19 protein-coding genes are annotated in these 16,840 nt (G+C 50.7%); 6 read left to right on the plus strand and 13 right to left on the minus strand.

Annotated elements, in window-relative coordinates:
* Positions 1-1,015: 1,015 nt before the first annotated feature.
* Together PsW74_RS10595 and PsW74_RS29690 are read right to left on the minus strand one after the other, a co-directional pair.
* Complete coding sequence (locus PsW74_RS10595) at positions 1,016-1,285, minus strand: hypothetical protein (protein WP_063289404.1); 270 nt, start codon at positions 1,283-1,285, stop codon at positions 1,016-1,018.
* Positions 1,286-1,590: 305 nt separating this feature from the next.
* Complete coding sequence (locus tag PsW74_RS29690) at positions 1,591-1,758, minus strand: hypothetical protein (RefSeq protein ID WP_244271773.1); 168 nt, start codon at positions 1,756-1,758, stop codon at positions 1,591-1,593.
* On the opposite strand from PsW74_RS29690, the gene PsW74_RS10600 reads away from it, so the two are divergent.
* The 3 genes from PsW74_RS10600 to PsW74_RS10610 all read left to right on the plus strand — a co-directional run bounded on the left by PsW74_RS10600 (position 1,694) and on the right by PsW74_RS10610 (position 3,485).
* Entirely contained in the window at positions 1,694-2,053 is a 360-nt protein-coding gene (locus tag PsW74_RS10600) for a DUF2147 domain-containing protein (RefSeq protein ID WP_244271769.1), read from the plus strand. The genes PsW74_RS29690 and PsW74_RS10600 overlap by 65 nt on opposite strands.
* Before the next feature lie 100 nt (positions 2,054-2,153).
* On the plus strand, positions 2,154-2,594 hold the full coding sequence (locus tag PsW74_RS10605; protein WP_063289406.1) for a DUF2147 domain-containing protein: 441 nt from the start codon (positions 2,154-2,156) through the stop codon (positions 2,592-2,594).
* Positions 2,595-2,849: 255 nt separating this feature from the next.
* Entirely contained in the window at positions 2,850-3,485 is a 636-nt protein-coding gene (locus PsW74_RS10610) for a TetR/AcrR family transcriptional regulator (RefSeq protein WP_208987934.1), read from the plus strand.
* Positions 3,486-3,571: 86 nt separating this feature from the next.
* On the opposite strand, the gene PsW74_RS10615 is transcribed toward PsW74_RS10610, so the two are convergent.
* The 7 genes from PsW74_RS10615 to PsW74_RS10645 all read right to left on the minus strand — a co-directional run bounded on the left by PsW74_RS10615 (position 3,572) and on the right by PsW74_RS10645 (position 10,885).
* Complete coding sequence (locus PsW74_RS10615; protein WP_208987935.1) at positions 3,572-4,114, minus strand: TlpA disulfide reductase family protein; 543 nt, start codon at positions 4,112-4,114, stop codon at positions 3,572-3,574.
* Between the two features lie 205 nt (positions 4,115-4,319).
* Complete coding sequence (locus tag PsW74_RS10620; RefSeq protein WP_063289408.1) at positions 4,320-5,033, minus strand: glutathione S-transferase N-terminal domain-containing protein; 714 nt, start codon at positions 5,031-5,033, stop codon at positions 4,320-4,322.
* Between the two features lie 125 nt (positions 5,034-5,158).
* A complete protein-coding gene (locus tag PsW74_RS10625) occupies positions 5,159-5,611 on the minus strand; it encodes a GNAT family N-acetyltransferase (protein ID WP_063289409.1) in 453 nt (150 codons plus the stop codon).
* 18 nt (positions 5,612-5,629) lie between these two features.
* The gene (locus tag PsW74_RS10630; protein ID WP_063289677.1) at positions 5,630-7,189 is read right to left on the minus strand and encodes a glycosyltransferase family 39 protein; all 1,560 of its coding nucleotides are present in this window, start codon (positions 7,187-7,189) and stop codon (positions 5,630-5,632) included.
* Positions 7,190-7,313: 124 nt separating this feature from the next.
* Positions 7,314-9,065: a glucans biosynthesis glucosyltransferase MdoH gene (mdoH, locus tag PsW74_RS10635; RefSeq protein WP_063289410.1), complete on the minus strand. Its 1,752-nt coding sequence runs from the start codon at positions 9,063-9,065 to the stop codon at positions 7,314-7,316.
* 3 nt (positions 9,066-9,068) lie between these two features.
* Complete coding sequence (locus PsW74_RS10640; RefSeq protein ID WP_057463442.1) at positions 9,069-9,272, minus strand: hypothetical protein; 204 nt, start codon at positions 9,270-9,272, stop codon at positions 9,069-9,071.
* A gap of 5 nt (positions 9,273-9,277) precedes the next feature.
* Entirely contained in the window at positions 9,278-10,885 is a 1,608-nt protein-coding gene (locus PsW74_RS10645) for a glucan biosynthesis protein (RefSeq protein WP_063289411.1), read from the minus strand.
* Positions 10,886-11,417: 532 nt separating this feature from the next.
* Here PsW74_RS10645 and PsW74_RS10650 point away from each other — a divergent pair.
* Entirely contained in the window at positions 11,418-12,263 is an 846-nt protein-coding gene (locus PsW74_RS10650) for a Gfo/Idh/MocA family oxidoreductase (RefSeq protein ID WP_208987936.1), read from the plus strand.
* A gap of 133 nt (positions 12,264-12,396) precedes the next feature.
* Here PsW74_RS10650 and gatB read toward each other — a convergent pair whose 3' ends face one another.
* Together gatB and PsW74_RS10660 are read right to left on the minus strand one after the other, a co-directional pair.
* A complete protein-coding gene (gene gatB, locus PsW74_RS10655) occupies positions 12,397-13,884 on the minus strand; it encodes an Asp-tRNA(Asn)/Glu-tRNA(Gln) amidotransferase subunit GatB (RefSeq protein WP_063289412.1) in 1,488 nt (495 codons plus the stop codon).
* Between the two features lie 233 nt (positions 13,885-14,117).
* Positions 14,118-14,414 (minus strand): hypothetical protein, encoded by a 297-nt coding sequence (locus PsW74_RS10660; protein ID WP_057463341.1) that lies wholly within the window; start codon positions 14,412-14,414, stop codon positions 14,118-14,120.
* Positions 14,415-14,799: 385 nt separating this feature from the next.
* Between PsW74_RS10660 and PsW74_RS10665 the strand changes: the two genes are divergently transcribed.
* Positions 14,800-15,057: a YjhX family toxin gene (locus tag PsW74_RS10665; protein ID WP_054667435.1), complete on the plus strand. Its 258-nt coding sequence runs from the start codon at positions 14,800-14,802 to the stop codon at positions 15,055-15,057.
* Positions 15,058-15,117: 60 nt separating this feature from the next.
* Here PsW74_RS10665 and PsW74_RS10670 read toward each other — a convergent pair whose 3' ends face one another.
* Positions 15,118-15,936, minus strand: a complete 819-nt coding sequence (locus PsW74_RS10670; RefSeq protein ID WP_063289413.1) for an alpha/beta hydrolase — start codon at positions 15,934-15,936, stop codon at positions 15,118-15,120.
* Between the two features lie 177 nt (positions 15,937-16,113).
* Between PsW74_RS10670 and PsW74_RS30205 the strand changes: the two genes are divergently transcribed.
* On the plus strand, positions 16,114-16,296 hold the full coding sequence (locus tag PsW74_RS30205) for an ArsR family transcriptional regulator (protein ID WP_343286497.1): 183 nt from the start codon (positions 16,114-16,116) through the stop codon (positions 16,294-16,296).
* 102 nt (positions 16,297-16,398) lie between these two features.
* Here PsW74_RS30205 and PsW74_RS10680 read toward each other — a convergent pair whose 3' ends face one another.
* Positions 16,399-16,794 carry a hypothetical protein gene (locus tag PsW74_RS10680; RefSeq protein WP_063289415.1) on the minus strand — a complete coding sequence of 132 codons (396 nt, stop codon included), beginning with the start codon at positions 16,792-16,794 and terminating at the stop codon, positions 16,399-16,401.
* Between the last annotated feature and the right edge of the window lie 46 nt (positions 16,795-16,840).

Here is a 16,840-nt window from a genome sequence, read left to right on the forward strand (position 1 = left end):
TGAGCCGTGAGCCGTGAGCCGTGAGCCGTGAGCCGTGAGCCGTGAGCCGTGAGCCGTGAGCCCAAAAGCCAAACCAACACTCGAAGCACAACAACAAAAACCACCTTCAGCAGCCTAAAAACGCCACAACGCCAGATTTGAGAGGCTTTGTGTTTTTTTGCGTTCAAACCCGCAATGTTACGTTGCTATGTAAAGCCAGCAGGTCAAACAGCGGTGCAAGATTACAAAAGACCTCACACCAAGACAGTCCAAAGAAGCAACCAGAAGCAAGGCACAGAAGCAGACTTATTCCCCATCTGCCAACATCTATTCCCGTTCCAGAAAAACATATCCCCGTACTCAGCACGACAACATCGGCATCGGCATCGGACAAACCGTAAAGCCGCCACCTTTAATCAAGTCAGCGAACATTTAACTCAGCACACCCAGGTCCAAGAGAACGCTCAATTCAACCCGGCACCGCACCCATCACAACAAGAAGACCCCGCTTTAGCCCGATACTGCACGCACCATGACAAAAGCGCATTCACATAAGCCCAGCACTACGAAGCACCCCCTGCCCCAACATGCACAAACAACATCAACACCCAAAGCAAACGGCCAAACTCAAACCACCTCAAGCCTTCAAATCAAACCAATTCCAAATATCAACCAAATCCCGGCAACCAAATCACCGCCAACAAAGATTCAAGGAGAACATTACAGGAATAGACCAAGATCAAAACAAGCTACACTATCAAAACCAACACAGACAATCCGACTATCGGTAAAATCCGAGTTCTTTGACAATTGAATAATGAACTTATTAAGCGTCCTGTGCACGGCTGCGAACATCGCAAAACCAACGCGGAAAACAGGTTCTTGACTTTAGATGTAGGAGACGCTCAAACGTTATCTTTTCAAAAAACAGCTCTCGCTCAAACGAGTGTCCCCGGCTCTATCTTGGGAGAAGGTTCCCAAAGCCTCGGATCATAAGCTTGCCGCATACCAATCGCGACAAGCTGTAGAATTCATATCAGTGTACAGAAAGCCAGTCTCTAGCCGCCCGTTGTGCCTCAGCAATCTCCATATTCGACATTTCCTGAGATACCTCACGACGATATCTTACTGCCTGCGTACTACCTCGCATCGCAGCAAGGTTAAACCACTTATGGGCTTCGATCAGATCGCAAGCACCGGCTTTTCCAGATGCCGCATCCAGACCACGCCGTAACAGAGACTCTACTTCGCATAGGTTTTGCTTCACATGCCGATGAATTACGCCATCAAACTGCAACACAGTCATTAAATCTCTCTCCTAAAACACAGTGAACTCGTGTGGATTTGCTCGTAATTTTTCATGAGATAAGAGGAAGCCGACGCCTCCCCGAAATCTAATTGACGTCGCGGACTATTAGATTTTGACACTCTAAAAAGGCGGTTAAAAACCATGATTGAAACGAAAAAAGCTGCTTTAAAGTCAAAAATTACGCAGTTCTGACACGCTGTAAACCAAGGGATATCGCACTGATTGAATTGGTGGGTTGTGCGAATCGAAATCAATGAGAGCTTGTCCAGTCCTCTGTTTGATTGCCTTGCACATTCCCAGCTTTACGATAAGGTAAAGCCATTATTAGCAAGCTTCAGTGTTTTGGGAGGAACCATGAAAGCACCCTTATTGAAATCATCCTTGGCAGCGATACTTTCAATTGGCTTGGCCACATCAGCCCTTGCCGCTGATGCAACCGGCACCTGGCTGAGGGCAAACGGAACCGCCAAGATTAAGATCTCCAAGTGCGGGGGGAATCTTTGCGGCAACATTGTTTGGTTAAAAAAACCACGTAAGGATACAGAGAACCCGGATCCCAAGCTCCGCGATCGGTCCTTAATTGGCTCAAGAACCATTCTTGGTATGAAACCCAGCGGAAAAAACAGCTGGAAGGGCAAGGTTTACAATGCGGAAGATGGCAAAACATATTCCGGCAAAATGGAACTGGTTTCCAGCGACAAGTTGAAACTTGAGGGTTGCGTGCTGATCTTCTGTAAAGGCGACACCTGGACCCGTACAAAGTAAATTTACCTTAAGCCCAGAGGCAACAAGCCGAAACTGGCCTGTTATGATAGCTAATCACCTGCTCCTGAGATTGAGCAGGTGACCAAGCAAGCAGGTTGGAATGATCCGTTCTGGTTTCATCTTTGGCTTTATTTTTCTCTCAACTTCATTGGCGACAGCAGCCAAAGGTTCTGATCTGCACGGTTTGTGGCAGACAACCAAGGGTGCAATTATCAGCATCTCACAATGTGGTTCGACCATGTGTGGGCAGCTTCAGTCCTTCAAACCACCCGACGGTAAACGTCAGCAAGATATTCTGGACCTCCGAAATCACGATACAACCAAACGGGAGCGCAAAGTCCTTGGATTAAAGGTACTCTGGAATATAAAGGCAGCTGGAGAAAATAAATGGTACGCAGAAGGCTATGATCCTCGGCGTGGGTATGAAATCACTATCAATATTCACCTGTTGCCCAGTGGCCTTCTAAAAATGACAGGTTGCAAAAAGATCCTCCTGAATTTTTGTGAAAATGTGATCTGGCAACGCCCTAAACTCAAATAACAAAATCAATCCTGCAGCTTTCCCCCTTGCTGTGAAATATCTTAAAGAGCTACCCATAGAACAACCCCAACAAATTGAAACATATCTCGCTGCATTCTTTTCCGGATCATTTTCGGCTTTATGCTAAGGACAACAGCTCAGGCACTCTGAATACTCGCTTCGAAGGCCAAATTGAACTCGAAGACACTCAGGAAGACGCACAACAATTACCGCAGTTTGCTAAGGTTGAAATGCTAAGGATGAGTCTGTGGTTTTATGATCAGCAACAAAAATCCCGACGACTTAATTCCGCCTCTCAGGTTGGAACAGGTGTTCAAAATAGCTTTCCAACTTCTTTTGGAAAAAGGTCGGCAAGCAGCAAGCATCGACGCAGTTGCTGAAGCAGCACAGATTGCCCCTGACTTATTGCGCCAAAGATTTGAGGGGGAACGGGATCTCATCGCCCCGGCTATGCGCTGGTACTTCATGCGATTTAGCCAGCAAGTTAGCTCAAGCTCCGCGATGTACGCTGATATTTATTCCTGCATGTACCTGATGCTGACTGATTTTGCAGAGCTATGCGAGGAACAAAACCGTACCGAAGGTAGCCTTTACTGGTCCACCATTGGCGAGATTGGTCGGCTTGATCCGGAGCTGGGTCAAGAGTACCTCGCTTTGCGTCTCCAATGGGCAGCTGAGATCCGGCGGCGCCTGGTAAAGTTTGAAAGCGATCTGCAAGCACCAGAGGACATAGACCATCTGGTGGATTATTTTATGATGGCTTTTGAAGGGATCATCCAGATGGTCAAGTTCGAAACTCCACTGGATCAAATTTTCCCTGCAATCGACATCACCATGGAAGCTCTTTCAACTCGTATGAAAAAGAGCCCAAACTTGCCCGGACTTAAGTAGTCGTGCAAGAGGGCTCTCATGTATCAAAGGATAATCAACTTTCCCTGGGTTCCAAGTTCGAAACTGCAGAAACCCGGAAAACAGACTCAGTTACCAGAGGCGATCGTATCTTTGCCTTGAAGGTGACCAATAAAGGTCTCTTTGATCTGTGGGGCATCCCATTCAAGAGATCCTGGAATTCCGCCAAGAACATCCCCGTTTTCATCGATAAAGAGCGTGTAAGGCATCGCCGCAACCTGAAATGCGGTTCCAACTGCTTGCATGTCAACGGCTTGATAGCTGGTAAAACGCTCCAGTTCCAAACGATCTTGAAGGAAACTTTGGATGCGGCCATACGGAACATCTTCCAATGCTACAACAACAAATTGACCATCCAGACCTTGCGCCTTCAACTCATCTTCAAACCGTTCCATTGCTGGTAGTTCAACACGGCAGTTCGGGCACCATGTTGCCCAGAAATGCAAAATAGCAGGTCCTTTGGTGAAAGCATCGCGCAGTGTTTTAGTACCTGCCTCGTCTTTCACTTCAAGACTGTACTTAGGGTCTTCAAAAGAAGCGGCTGAGACAGGCGAGGCAAACGCCCAAACAGCCAGAATAAGAGAGGTCAGGAAGAATTTATGAGCCCGCATAGTTCCAAGGTCCATTCGCAAGTGATTTCAATTTATCATTCTGCGTGAGCCTAGGTTTGAGAGACCTCCGGTTCAAATCAACTTAAAGTGCCGGTGACGTGATGAATAAATGGCCTAAAAAGGGATCGAAGGCGGAAGTCTCCATTGCAGATAGCCCAAGGCATATAGGTCGAACAGCTCTGGAAGAGACTGCTATGTCGTCAGGCTATGATCCACGTTGATTAAACAGCACTGATTGTGCCTGCTTGTCCTCTGCAATATTTGAGGTTTTAGCTTCTGTGTCACCCACATTTAACCCTCTGACAACTGCAGAGCGAGCCAACAAACGTTCGCGCCAAGCCATTACATGCGGAAACTCTTCCAAATCCATTCCCTGCCGTTCCCAGCGATGAGACCAGCCGAATATTGCCATATCTGCGATCGTATATTCCCCGGCAGCAACATAAGCCCGATCAGCAAGCCGTTTATTAAGCACACCATACAGCCGATGTGTCTCGTTAAAATAACGGGTCATGGCATACTCAATTTTTTCGGGTGCATAGACGCGGAAATGATGGTTTTGCCCAAGCATGGGGCCAAACCCGCCCATTTGCCACATCAACCATTCTTCCGTCTCAACACGAGCACGTTCTTCTGACGGATAAAACCGCTCAAACTTCCGCCCCAGATACTGCATGATAGCACCTGACTCAAAAATCGAGATCGGCTCACCATCCGGTCCTTCAGGATCAACAATCGCAGGCATTCGATTGTTTGGCGCTATTTTAAGAAAGTCTGGCTCAAACTGCTCACCACGCCCAATGTTCACCAGTTTCAAGTCATAGGGAACACCAAGCTCTTCCAGCATGATGGAAATCTTCCAGCCATTCGGTGTTGGCCAATAATAAAGCTCAATGGGTTTGGTCTGCGATACGGCCATTTGATCACCTGTAAGAAAACACTTGAAATGGGCGGATAAAGGAAAGTTTCATCCCCCCGGTTCGGGGATGCAGATATTTCGAGAAGCTTTCGGCGAAAACATCCGGCTTTCATTTCAGTTAACGTTTAGAAAATCAGCTTGAAGCCTTCATGCGTCGGCACAAATCCGTTGCTGGTATAAAAGCGATGGGCGCCACTGCGTTCTTTGTTTGAGGTCAACTGCACCATACAGCAGCCTTTATCACGTGCCAACTTGACCGCGTGGGCAAGCATTTCCTGCCCAATTCCCTGGCCGCGCATATCAGCACGAGTATGCATACTCTCAATTTGACCACGCGGTTTGCCGTTGAAGGCAAGACCCTTCACGTAAGTCAGCTGAAAAGTTGCGACCGCCTCGCCCGTATCTGTCTCACCCACATAAATATCGGTATTAGGGCATTGCTGGATCGCGTGAAACGCTGGCTTATATGTGTCGGTCTCCCCGTTTTCCAGATGAACACGCTGGGAGGAAGCTCCTCCATTCATCATCTGCACTACAGCCTCAATGTCTTCGTCTTTGGCAACACGTATCTTCAGCATCAAAACACCCAATATGAGTTAGCGGCAAATTTCAGAATCGCGATCAATCTTCGCGACGCCGAATGTGGTTTTACGGAAGTTATCCTTCTTCCACAAATGAGGCCAACTCACATCTATCTGATTTGAATGTAAAGTATTTCGGTTTGCGGGTGCTTTGCCAGGTGCAAAACCACTGCTGGTCAAGGCTGCCTGCATGCCGCGTTGTGCGCCGTTGTCTCCCATATCCCAGACAACGAAGCAGTCTTGTCGTTGCCGGGTGCTCGGTTGGAAACTTTGGATGATGTGCCGGGCATCTGGCAGGGTAACGCGCAAGTTTCCTCCGGTGTATTCATCCAGTGAGACAATCGTCGCTTGCGCAGCTTCAGGGAATTGCGCCTTGAGTTGCTCCCCTAGGTCCTCGTAGGGCTTCATATGCCGGCAGTAGCCACCGCACATTTTCTTGTCCGGAGCGAGGAAGCCGGAGATGCGGATGCCCAGCACCACAAGAACCAGCAGAGCCAGCACACTGCTGTAGATCTTCACCGACCTTGGCGAGTAGCCCCTCTGGGAAATGAGGGTGAACATCACGATGGGCAACAAGAGCAGCACTGGATGCATGTGCCGTTCCTTGATGTATTGCGCCCCGCTGGCCAACACGCCTACAAACGCCAGAGCCAGAGAAACAAGCAAAGCCCGTTGAAGCAGTCTGCCAACCTGCTGCACATCAGGATCGGTCCCCCCTGCCTTTGCGCCGCGAAACAGCGCCGGGAAAAACAGCAGCAGCACCAGTGGTAAAAACGGGACGGAGAACCCGAGCACACTCACCAGTAATCGCAGTTCGCCTGTTACAACGCGGGTAAGCCCAGCCCCCTGCTCTCCCTCGCGCATCACAGTCAACGCGGAACCGACAAGGGCCTGTTCGCCAGTCATGACCCAGTACAGATAGGGCGAGTACACTGCGGCCGCGATCACACCAGCAACGATCAACATCGGAAGCCGCACTTGCTTGCGCCAATGCCCATCACTGAGCGCTGCCAGAAAAACAGCAGCCGGCACCAGCACGTAAGAGTGCTTGGAAAGCATCCCAAACCCAACTGCGAGCCCCAAACACACAGCCGCAGTCACCGTCTTCTCCCTCAAAAGCCAGAGGAAGCAGTAAACCGTTGCCGCAGAAGCCCCCATCAGCACAGCGGTATGCGTCACGCCCTCATGCAGGTTGAAGCCAATCTGATAGAGCGCCACATAGGAAAATACGGCAAGCGCAGCCAGTTTTGCATTGGCAATCGCCTGCCGGGCAACTGCGTAAAGGAACAGCGCAAAACACAGCACCAGTGCGTACTTGAGAACCAGAAAGCTCCAGATCGTCGGCCCGAAGATCTTCTGAACCCCATAAAGCATCCACTCATAAAGCGGAGGCTGCCGCACCTGGTAACCAAGCTTCAGCTCTTGCACAAACACGTTCTCAAACATGTCATCCGTGCTGAGTGTGGGAGAGAAATAACCGCGCAAAACCAGATGCAGAAGCAAGTATCCTGCAATCAGAACAAAGACGCCTGCGGGACGCCACCAAAATCGGGTTGTAACTGTCTCTTCCGGCATCACTGCATCCCCATCAGAGGCTTGGAGCGAAAGCTTAAATCGGAGAGACACCAGCAGATATAAGAAGGGCCACATCCCAGCGGTTCAGCTGGTGGATGTGGCCCTTAAAGCACAAATTAGTCGTCTATACCCTGAGATCTTCGGAGTATTTTTCCACATGAGCGAGCAATTGCGCAGCCCCCTCCTGGTCAGAGGAAAGCACAAAACCCAAACGTTCAGCAGCCCGGCTACCCACATTGTAAGAGCTTGCCCAGATGATGAACGGCGCCAGCAACATCGGCAGAGCAACCGGCATCACCCAAAGCCAGAGTGAGGCTTCACCAATCCAGCTCAACCCTATGGCCATTGCACCAATCACACTCACCCACCAGACAGATTTGAGACAGTCCAGCAAAGGCAAGCGACCAGCATCGCGGTGCGCATTGGTCCAGCCACTGTCCCGGCCCATCAGAACCTCAAAGACAGAACGGCACTGAAACACCATCAAAACCGGTGCGAACACCGCAGAGCTGATGAGCTCCACAAAACCGCCCAGTATGCCTTTGCGGGAGGTGTTCTCTACGCCCAGAAAAACTTCTTTCAAAACAACGAGTGTTTTCGGCAGCACCAGCAAGGCAACCACACCAAAGAGCAAAGCTGCCCCTTCATAAGCCGCACTCATCGGAATGTGGCCAAGAACCGGAAGGTGGTTCTGGAAGGTATAGGCCTGCAGTACAGGAAGATCCAAAGGCGCAAACAAACTTGCCAGAAGAAACGCAGCCCAGACCGGCGAACTCAGGTAAGACATAATGCCAAGTATCAGAGAGAACCGGCCCCAGGGCTTCAGAGCACGAGCCCCAACCACGCGGGAATGCTGCAAGTTGCCCTGACACCAACGCCGGTCACGCGCGGCATAGCCCAGAATATTCTCAGGTGCGGCTTCATAGGAGCCAGTAATCCGTGGATCACACTCCACCTGCCAGCCCGCACGCGCCAACAGCACAGATTCAACACTGTCGTGGCTCAATATGTGCCCGCCAAATGCCGCGGTGTCATCCAACTCCGGCAAACCACAACTAGAAGCAAATGCACGTGTGCGAATAATCGCGTTGTGCCCCCAAAATGGCCCGCATTCGCCCTGCATCGCTGCAAGGCCAAAAGCAAAGGACCGGCCAAACATGCCAGAGGCAAACATGATGCTGCGACCAAAATAACTTTTCAGGCCAACAAGCATCGGCACGGTCTGCAACAGCCCAAGATTGGGCTCGGCTTCCATGCGTCCAACCATGTGCACCAGTGTGTCGGCACGCATCAGGCTGTCAGCATCCAGCACCACCATGTAACGGTAGGCACCACCACACCGCTGCACAAACTCAGCAACATTGCCCGCTTTGCGGCCATGGTTGTCAGCCCGGCGACGATAAAAGATCTTCTGTTCCGGATAGCGGGCAACCAGCTGACGCACCACTTGCTCTTCCACTGCCGCAATCTCTTCATCACGGCTGTCAGAAAGCACATGCCAGTGAAACAAGTGTGTTGCATTGTTAGCGCGCAGATCATCCATCATCGCGGCAAGACGAGCGGCAACTTCCGGTGCATCTTCATGGTAGATTGGCATGAGGATTGCGGTGCCAGCAGCAGGCAGAGATCGCGGATCAGTTTCAAGAGGTTGAACAGAGCGACCATAAAGCAAACCCAGCAGAACGGTTGCTCCACCCCAGGAAAGCCAGAGGGTGCTGACAAACAGCAGCACAATCCGAACAACCTCATAGATATTAAGATAGTCAGCACTCAAAGCTGCATAAAACAGCCCTGTAAAGCTAAGGGACAACGCCAGGCAGAAGACAAAAGCCGCAGCCCGGCGGTGTCCTACCCCGTCGCGAAACGGCTTATCCATGGATTACCGCTCCGAAAAGGTAGAGATGGCTTTTTGCAAGCGCGTCCGTTTGGAAGGAAGCGCAGAGTAGCTGCGCCCAAACCGCATGCGACGCCAGATCAGAACAAGCCAGCTGTCATCTGCAGAAAGGTCCTGCACTGGCATGGCAAGCGGTGCAACTGGACCGCTGCTCAAGTCAACTTGTGTCGAAAATAGATTAGATGTCATAGGCCTCATGAGCTCCACCCCCACTGGTAAAGCCATTCTTCGGAAACTGCTTTTTCGCCATCAGTCAGCTGAAGGCGCAACTCAACCGGGACTTCAAGATCATCGCGGGAAACATCCAGAAACACACGATAAACACCCAGTTCTTCAATGTAGCGAACGTCAGCAAAGTTTACTGTGCCGTTTAAAGCAGTGTTTTCAATAAATGGTTTTGCGCGTACAAGCTGCTCCCCATCCAATCCACTCTCAGCAAACAACTCAGCATCAAAGTCCACCACAAACTTACGGGTCAGCGAGCTTTCTTCAGAAGCCGAATGTCCGGCTTTGCCAGAACGGGTCTGGACCACAGGCATCAGCATCTGCTCACTACGGCCAACCTCATCACCCCAATACATCTTGTAGTGGAATGAGAGTTCGTCACCCGCTTTCACCGCTTCATTCGGAGACCAGAAGGCAACAACATTGTCGTTGATTTCCTGATCTGTTGGAATTTCTGCCAGCATAACAGCACCAGAACCCCAATCACCAAGAGGCTCAATCCAAAGGCTTGGACGCTTGTCATAGCGAGCTTCAAGGTCCTGATAATTCTCAAGATCTTTGTCACGCTGCATCAGACCAAACCCAACTGGGCTTCTGGCACCAATAAAGGAAAGCTGCAGATTATCTGGGTTAGAAAGTGGCCGCCACGCGGTCTTGCCATTGGCAAAGCGCAGCTTCAGCCCATCACTGTCATGCACTTCTGGTCTGAAATCATCAAACCCGACACGGTCATTCTCACCGTAAAGATACATGGAAGTCAGTGGTGCAATGCCAAGCCGCTCCACATCACTGCGGAAGAACAGATGTGCAGTCACATCAACTTCTGTTTGCTGGCCTGGTTTAAAGACAAACTGATAGGCTCCGGTCACACTTGGGCTATCAAGTTCAGCCCAAACCGTCACCTTGTCAGAGCCATCTACTGGCTTGCCAAGATAAAACGCAGTGAAGTTCGGAAACTCCTCCGGCTTACCGCTGGCTGTATCAATGGCAAGCGCACGTGCGGACAAGCCATAAACATTGCCCGCGCCCAAAGCACGGAAATAGCTGGCGCCCAGAAACGCCACCAATTCATCCATCCGCCCTTCCACATTGAGTGGATTTAGCAAGCGGAATCCGGCAACACCGGGAAAAGAAACATCGCTCAGCGATGCGGTCAGCTCCGCATCCTGATAGTCAAAGTCAGCAGCCTCAAACACGAATGGTTGAGCAGCGCCCTCGCTTACCTCATGAATTTTCAGAGGATTTTTAAACAACCAGCCCGGATGGAAGGCATGAACCCGAAAGTTCTCGGTGTCCTTCCACTTGCTACGATCACGTTTATAGCCAATTTTCCGATAGCCATCGTACTTCAAGGCCGCAAGTGCTTCCGGCAGTTCGCTGGTTGGTTCAACATAGGCGTCTTGCGCCTGTGCCTTCATCTTTGCCACGAGTGCGCCAAAGGTGAATGACACCTGAGATTGAGAGCTTTCGCTTGCAGCAGCCACTGAAGAAGAAGCAAAAGCCCCAAGTCCAACACTGGAGCAAATGACGCCTAATACAGCGATATTGGAAAGAAAACTACTTCGTTGATTAAGCAACGAGACGCCCCCAAGGTTTCAAATACAACAAAGTGCAGTGTTCGCATACACTGCGCAACTATAAGTTCTAGCAGAGCTTAGACCCCAGACCAGACAAGTCTCCATAACGCCCGATCACCTGAAGTTTATCGTAGCGTAATAAGGCGGAGATATGGTCGTGGCTAGGCAGAGCGATGATGATTCACAGCGAAAATTAACCCTGTGAAACATCTCTAAGCCATTAGAATTACTGAGATATTAGGGGTAGCTCATTCAAGAGACACGTTTTCACCACGCTCTAACCCCAAACCCACCAAAAGCAATCGCCTCTGTTCGTCAACTTCTTTACACGCACCCGCAGAACCAATCTGAACCCAGCTGGGGACGCGCACTCAAAATGAGATGATATCCAGTCAACTTTTCTTGGGGTCGATGCCTCTCCCTAGTCCCTTTGAAGGGATCAAGCAACAGAACATTTCCAATTCTTATCGGTTTCCCTGATTAGTTTTTAAGCCCCCCGACATACCCTCCCTTATCTATAAAAGGACGCCCTATGGAAATTGGCATTGGCCTGATCGGCGCAGGGTATATGGGAAAACTGCACGCCGTCGCACTCAACGCAGCCCCCGCAGTGTTCAACACCAAACTCCGTGCCCGACTTGAGATGATCTGCACCACCACAGAAAACGGCGCTAAGGAGAAAGCCGAGCAATTCGGCTTTGCCAGATCCACCAGTGACTGGAGCACATTGGTCAACGATCCGCGGGTTGAAGCCATAGTCATTGCCAGCCCACAAACCACCCATCGGGAAATCGCTCTGGAAGCTTTCAAACTGGGAAAGCCCGTGCTCTGCGAAAAGCCATTGGGCGCGAGCCTTGCAGACGCAACCGCAATGGCACAGGCAGCGCAAGCTTCAGAGCAAGTCAATCTGGTGGGATTCAACTACATCCGCACCCCCGCGACACAACTGGCCCATCAGCTCATCAAAGAAGGTGTAATCGGAGACATCACTTTCTTTCGCGGAGAACATACCGAGGATTTTTTCGCAAACCCCAATGCCTCAGCCACATGGCGCTCCAGCGGAGATTCCAACGGCACTATGGGAGACCTCGCCCCTCACATGATCAACTGCGCCCATGTTCTGGTTGGCCCAATCAGGAAAGTCAGTGCACAGATTGAGACCGTTTTCAAAACACGCCCGTCAGAATGCGCGCCAAACATCGTCGAGCAAGTCACCAATGATGATGTAGCTCAGTTTATGTGCACTTTTGAAAACGGAGCGACAGGTCACCTCCTCTTCAGCCGCGTCGCACTGGGCAAAAAGATGGGCATTATCTATGAAATCATCGGCACCAAAGGCGCACTGCGGTTTGATCAGGAAGACCAGAACACACTCTGACTTTACAAAAGTGGCCGATGCTGCCCGCCGCTCTCATAAATCAGGACGTTGGGTTGAGGTGAACTAGCCTCTCCAACAAAAAAGGCCCACCAAACTGGCAGGCCTTCGAATTCAACAAAGCTGTAAGAACGACTTACTCGAGACCGATCTTCGCTTTCAGCATGTCAGATACTGCCTGCGGGTTTGCTTTACCCTTGGAGGCTTTCATCACCTGACCAACGAACCAGCCAAGCATGCCTGGCTTTTCTTTCGCCTGCTCTGCCTTGTCGGTGTTGTTTGCGAGGATCTCATCCACGATGCCTTCAATCGCACCAAGGTCAGTCACCTGCTTCATGCCCTTATCTTCAACAATCAGAGCAGGATCGCCGCCGTCTGTCCAAACAATATCGAAGAGGTCTTTCGCAATCTTACCGGAAATAGTGCCTGCTTTGATCAGGTCGATGATCTTGCCCAGCTGCTCAGAAGAAATCGGGCTGGAGGTCACATCCAGACCTTCTTTATTCAAGCGGCCAAAGGTGTCGTTGATCACCCAGTTCGCAGCCAGCTTCGCATCACGGCCCTTCGCAACTTCCTCAAAGAAGTCACAGGAGACACGCTCAGCAACCAGAATGTCAGCGTCATATGGGGTCAGACCGAAGTCTTTAATGTAACGCGCCTTCTTCTCATCCGGCAGTTCAGGAAGAGTTGCAGCCAGCTCATCAACCAGCGCCTGAGTGAACTCAAGCGGCAGTAGATCTGGATCAGGGAAGTAACGATAATCATGCGCTTCTTCTTTAGAACGCATGGAACGGGTCTCACCCTTCACGCTGTCAAACAGGCGTGTTTCCTGATCGATCTTGCCGCCGTCTTCCAAAATGCCGATCTGACGACGCGCTTCGTATTCAATCGCCTGACCAACAAAACGGATGGAGTTCACGTTCTTGATTTCACAACGCGTCCCAAACTCACCACCCGGCTTGCGAACAGAAACGTTCACATCAGCACGCATGGAACCCTGATCCATGTTGCCGTCACAAGTGCCCAGGTAACGCAGGATAGTGCGCAGTTTGGTCAGGTAAGCCTTGGCTTCATCAGCACAGCGAATGTCTGGCTTGGAAACGATTTCCATCAGCGCCACACCGGAACGGTTCAGATCCACGAAAGACATGGTCGGGTGCTGGTCATGCAGGGATTTACCCGCATCCTGCTCCAGATGCAGACGCTCAACGCCCACTTCAACCTGCTCACCGCTCTTCATATCAAGGTGAATGATACCTTCACCAACAATCGGCTGTTTGAACTGGGAGATCTGATAGCCCTGCGGCAGATCAGGGTAGAAGTAGTTTTTGCGGTCAAAAACGGACTTCAGGTTGATCTCGGCCTTCAGACCCAAACCGGTCTTAATAGCCTGACGAACACATTCTTCGTTGATCACTGGCAGCATGCCCGGCATCGCCGCATCAACCAAGCTCACATTATTATTCGGATCGCTGCCAAAGCTGGTAGAAGCGCCCGAGAAAAGCTTGGCCTCAGAGGTCACCTGAGCGTGAACCTCCATGCCGATTACGATTTCCCAGTCGCCAGTTGCGCCCTTGATGAATTTCTTCGGATCCGGAGTGCGCGTATCGACAAGCAGCGTCATGCGATCAATATCCTGTGTTCGTATAAGTCTTCACGGAAGTCCGGCCACGCGATGCACAGCCACGAAGACCACCTAATTTCTCAATGGTGTTGGGTAGGCCATCAACCCCGCAATGGCAAGTGAATCTTCGGGGGTTTTTGAACCAGAGTGCCTAAATTTCGGGGAGAAGCTTGTAGAAAGTCGCGCAGAAGCATCTGGAGCTTGGCCCACGCTGAACAACAATCCCTCAGCACTCACTTTGCGCGGCGACGACTTGCCCCGATTTTCATAGCAATAGCACTTACAATCAGCCCCGTCGCGAAGCGGAACGGGAACAACGCCAGCGGCCCCACTTCAGGGTTCCACGGCAAAGGTATCCCAACAAGCTTGATAAGCCCCTCAAGAAACAAGCTGAGCGCAGCCGCAGCAAATCCTGCAATGAAGATCTTCCCCCGTTGATTGGCGTAGTAGCCCATATAGGCGGCGATCAATATGGCAAACGGATTCAAAAGCCCCGGCCACAGCAGGATTACAGAGATATCGTCGGTCATTAAAGTCTCATTCAGATCAATTAGGAAAGCACCTGCACAGCGCTACGTAGTTCCCCTAGCACATTATTGGAGTGACTGCGAAACAGACTTGGAGCACATCCCCGAAAAGTACGTTGCAGAGAATAATAGGGAGAGACGTCCAACACTTCCAGCAAATCTGCAACACCTGCTTGTTTTCGCAGTCCAGCAAGAAATGACACGCTTGCGACACTCAAATGAGTTGCCTATAAGGCAGCCATCAATCAATGGAGTTTTGATGCGAGCTCGACAAGAGTCCCGGTAAAGCCCTGTCGAAGATAGGCAGGGCATGCACAATCCAAACAATCTCACTGACCGCATGAGCGGGCAGACGAGACAAGTGCATCTTTAAAACTCAAAGACATCCATGGATATTTCGAAAGCTGAACAGCGCATTTTGCATGTGCTGGCACAAGGCGGCTGCATTGAATTGCGCCGTGACGATGATGGCACTCTGGAAGAAATGAACTGCGTCACCCGGGACGGCTGGTATTATGCCGGTCTTTCCGAGCACATCTTCAGAAAACTGAAGTACAGACGCCTGATCTCCTCAAAAGGAGGCCGCCCCTATCGCATCACCAAACTGGGCCTGACCCGCGTCCGCAGCCAGCTCGACAATCGCTGACCAACACCACCCTGCAGCACCATGCTGCGGGGTGGTTTTCAATCAAGCAAAGCTTGGATGTCATCTACCCAAAATCTGCTTCAAAACCGCAGCTACAATAGCCTCAGGGCAATCTTCCTGAACCAAATGACCTGCTTGAGGAACTGGAATACAATCTTCCCCGGAAATCAGACCAGCCAAAACCTCCCCCTTCTCATATGGGATCCACTCATCACACGCCCCCCAAAGTACCGAGACCGGGCAATCCAGAGCCCCATAACTCCCCTGTACTTCATCAGTGTATTTCTGGTCCATCTGGGCAATCTGACGATAAAATGCTGGTTGCCCAACGGGTCCAATCCAAGGAGCGGCATAAATCTCCAAAGCCTCCTCGGAAAGCTCGTTATAAGCAGCCGTCTGCAAATAAGCCCGTAACATCGCTTTATGCATATACTCCGGCATCCCAGCAAAGGCCTCAGCATGTTCGCGCACATGTTGCACCAACGGCGATCCCCATGGAGCCAAAGCAACCGCATCAAATATCGTCAGAGAACCGTAACGCAGACCATTCAGATAATAGGCCCGCAGAGCTGTCGCGCCTCCAAAATCATGAGCCAGAACATCAGGGCGATCTAACTCCCATTCCTGAAACAACGCAGCCAGCACCTCATTTTGAACCCCGAGGGAAACATCCTGCCCTTCGCGTTTCTCGGAGTAACCGTAGCCCACCAGGTCAAAGTAATAGACCCTCCTGTGATCGAAGAGATGCGGCACAATCCTGCGCCAGACCTGCGAAGAAAAAGGTGTGCCGTGGATGGCAACCAGTGGCGATCCATCCCCCGTTACTCCCCAGCGAACAGCATTTCCGTTAATGACCGAGGTGTTTGGAAGTTCCAGCATAGCACGACTCACATTGACATTTAGCTAAATGACTATATGAATATTTACATGGATAGAGCAATACAAATTAAAGCCATCTCCAGTGAGCCTCGTTTAATGGTCCTGCGCCTTCTGAGAGACCCACAAAAACACTTCAGCCATCAGCAATCAGCTGATCCTTCTGAGTTTGGAGTTTGCATGAGTTTGATTGCAGAGGCGCTTGGCGTTGCCCAACCCACGGCCAGCAGGCATCTGGATATTTTAAAACAAGCTGGCTTTATAACTGCACAGAAGCATTTGAAATGGTCCTACTGCAAACGCAACGAACCTGAAATCAAAGAGTTTTTGCATTGGCTCAACATAGAAATCTCGCCAAACTAGATCATCTGATGCTCAAATCTCACATTTACTCAATACTGGGAAAAAACGCATAGCATCATGAGACCTCGCAGCAGCGTTCTGCGAGGTCGATTAGCACGAGCATTAGTTACAGGTCGTGTAAAAGAACCTTCGATCCCGGTCCTCGCGATATGAATAGACATGACAGGTCGTTTGATATCGCCCTCGATCCCATAATTCGACAGTCACATGGGTAGCCGGAGGGCGTCCGCCACGATGCCAAACACCACTCTCATCACGCAGGAGCAAGTACAGACCATCAGTCCCTGCCGGATTCTGGTAAGCACGCTGGATATCGCGATCAGATGATTCACTCAGCACCTGCCGAACAGTTGGCCCTGTAAAGCTTGAGCGCGAGTCCAAAGTTCTATTACCTACAAGGGTATCAGGCTCATCTGCCCAATAAACGTCAGCCTGAGCACCCGGCAGACCAACATTCAACGCCAGTAAACAGACACCCATAAATTTTCCAATTTTCATTTATTCTTCCTTTCCCCGAAACTTCGGGCAAAAGGAAGACGCAGCA

Origin of the sequence: Pseudovibrio sp. W74, assembly GCF_001623085.1 — a bacterium.
Taxonomy (GTDB): Bacteria; Pseudomonadota; Alphaproteobacteria; order Rhizobiales; family Stappiaceae; genus Pseudovibrio.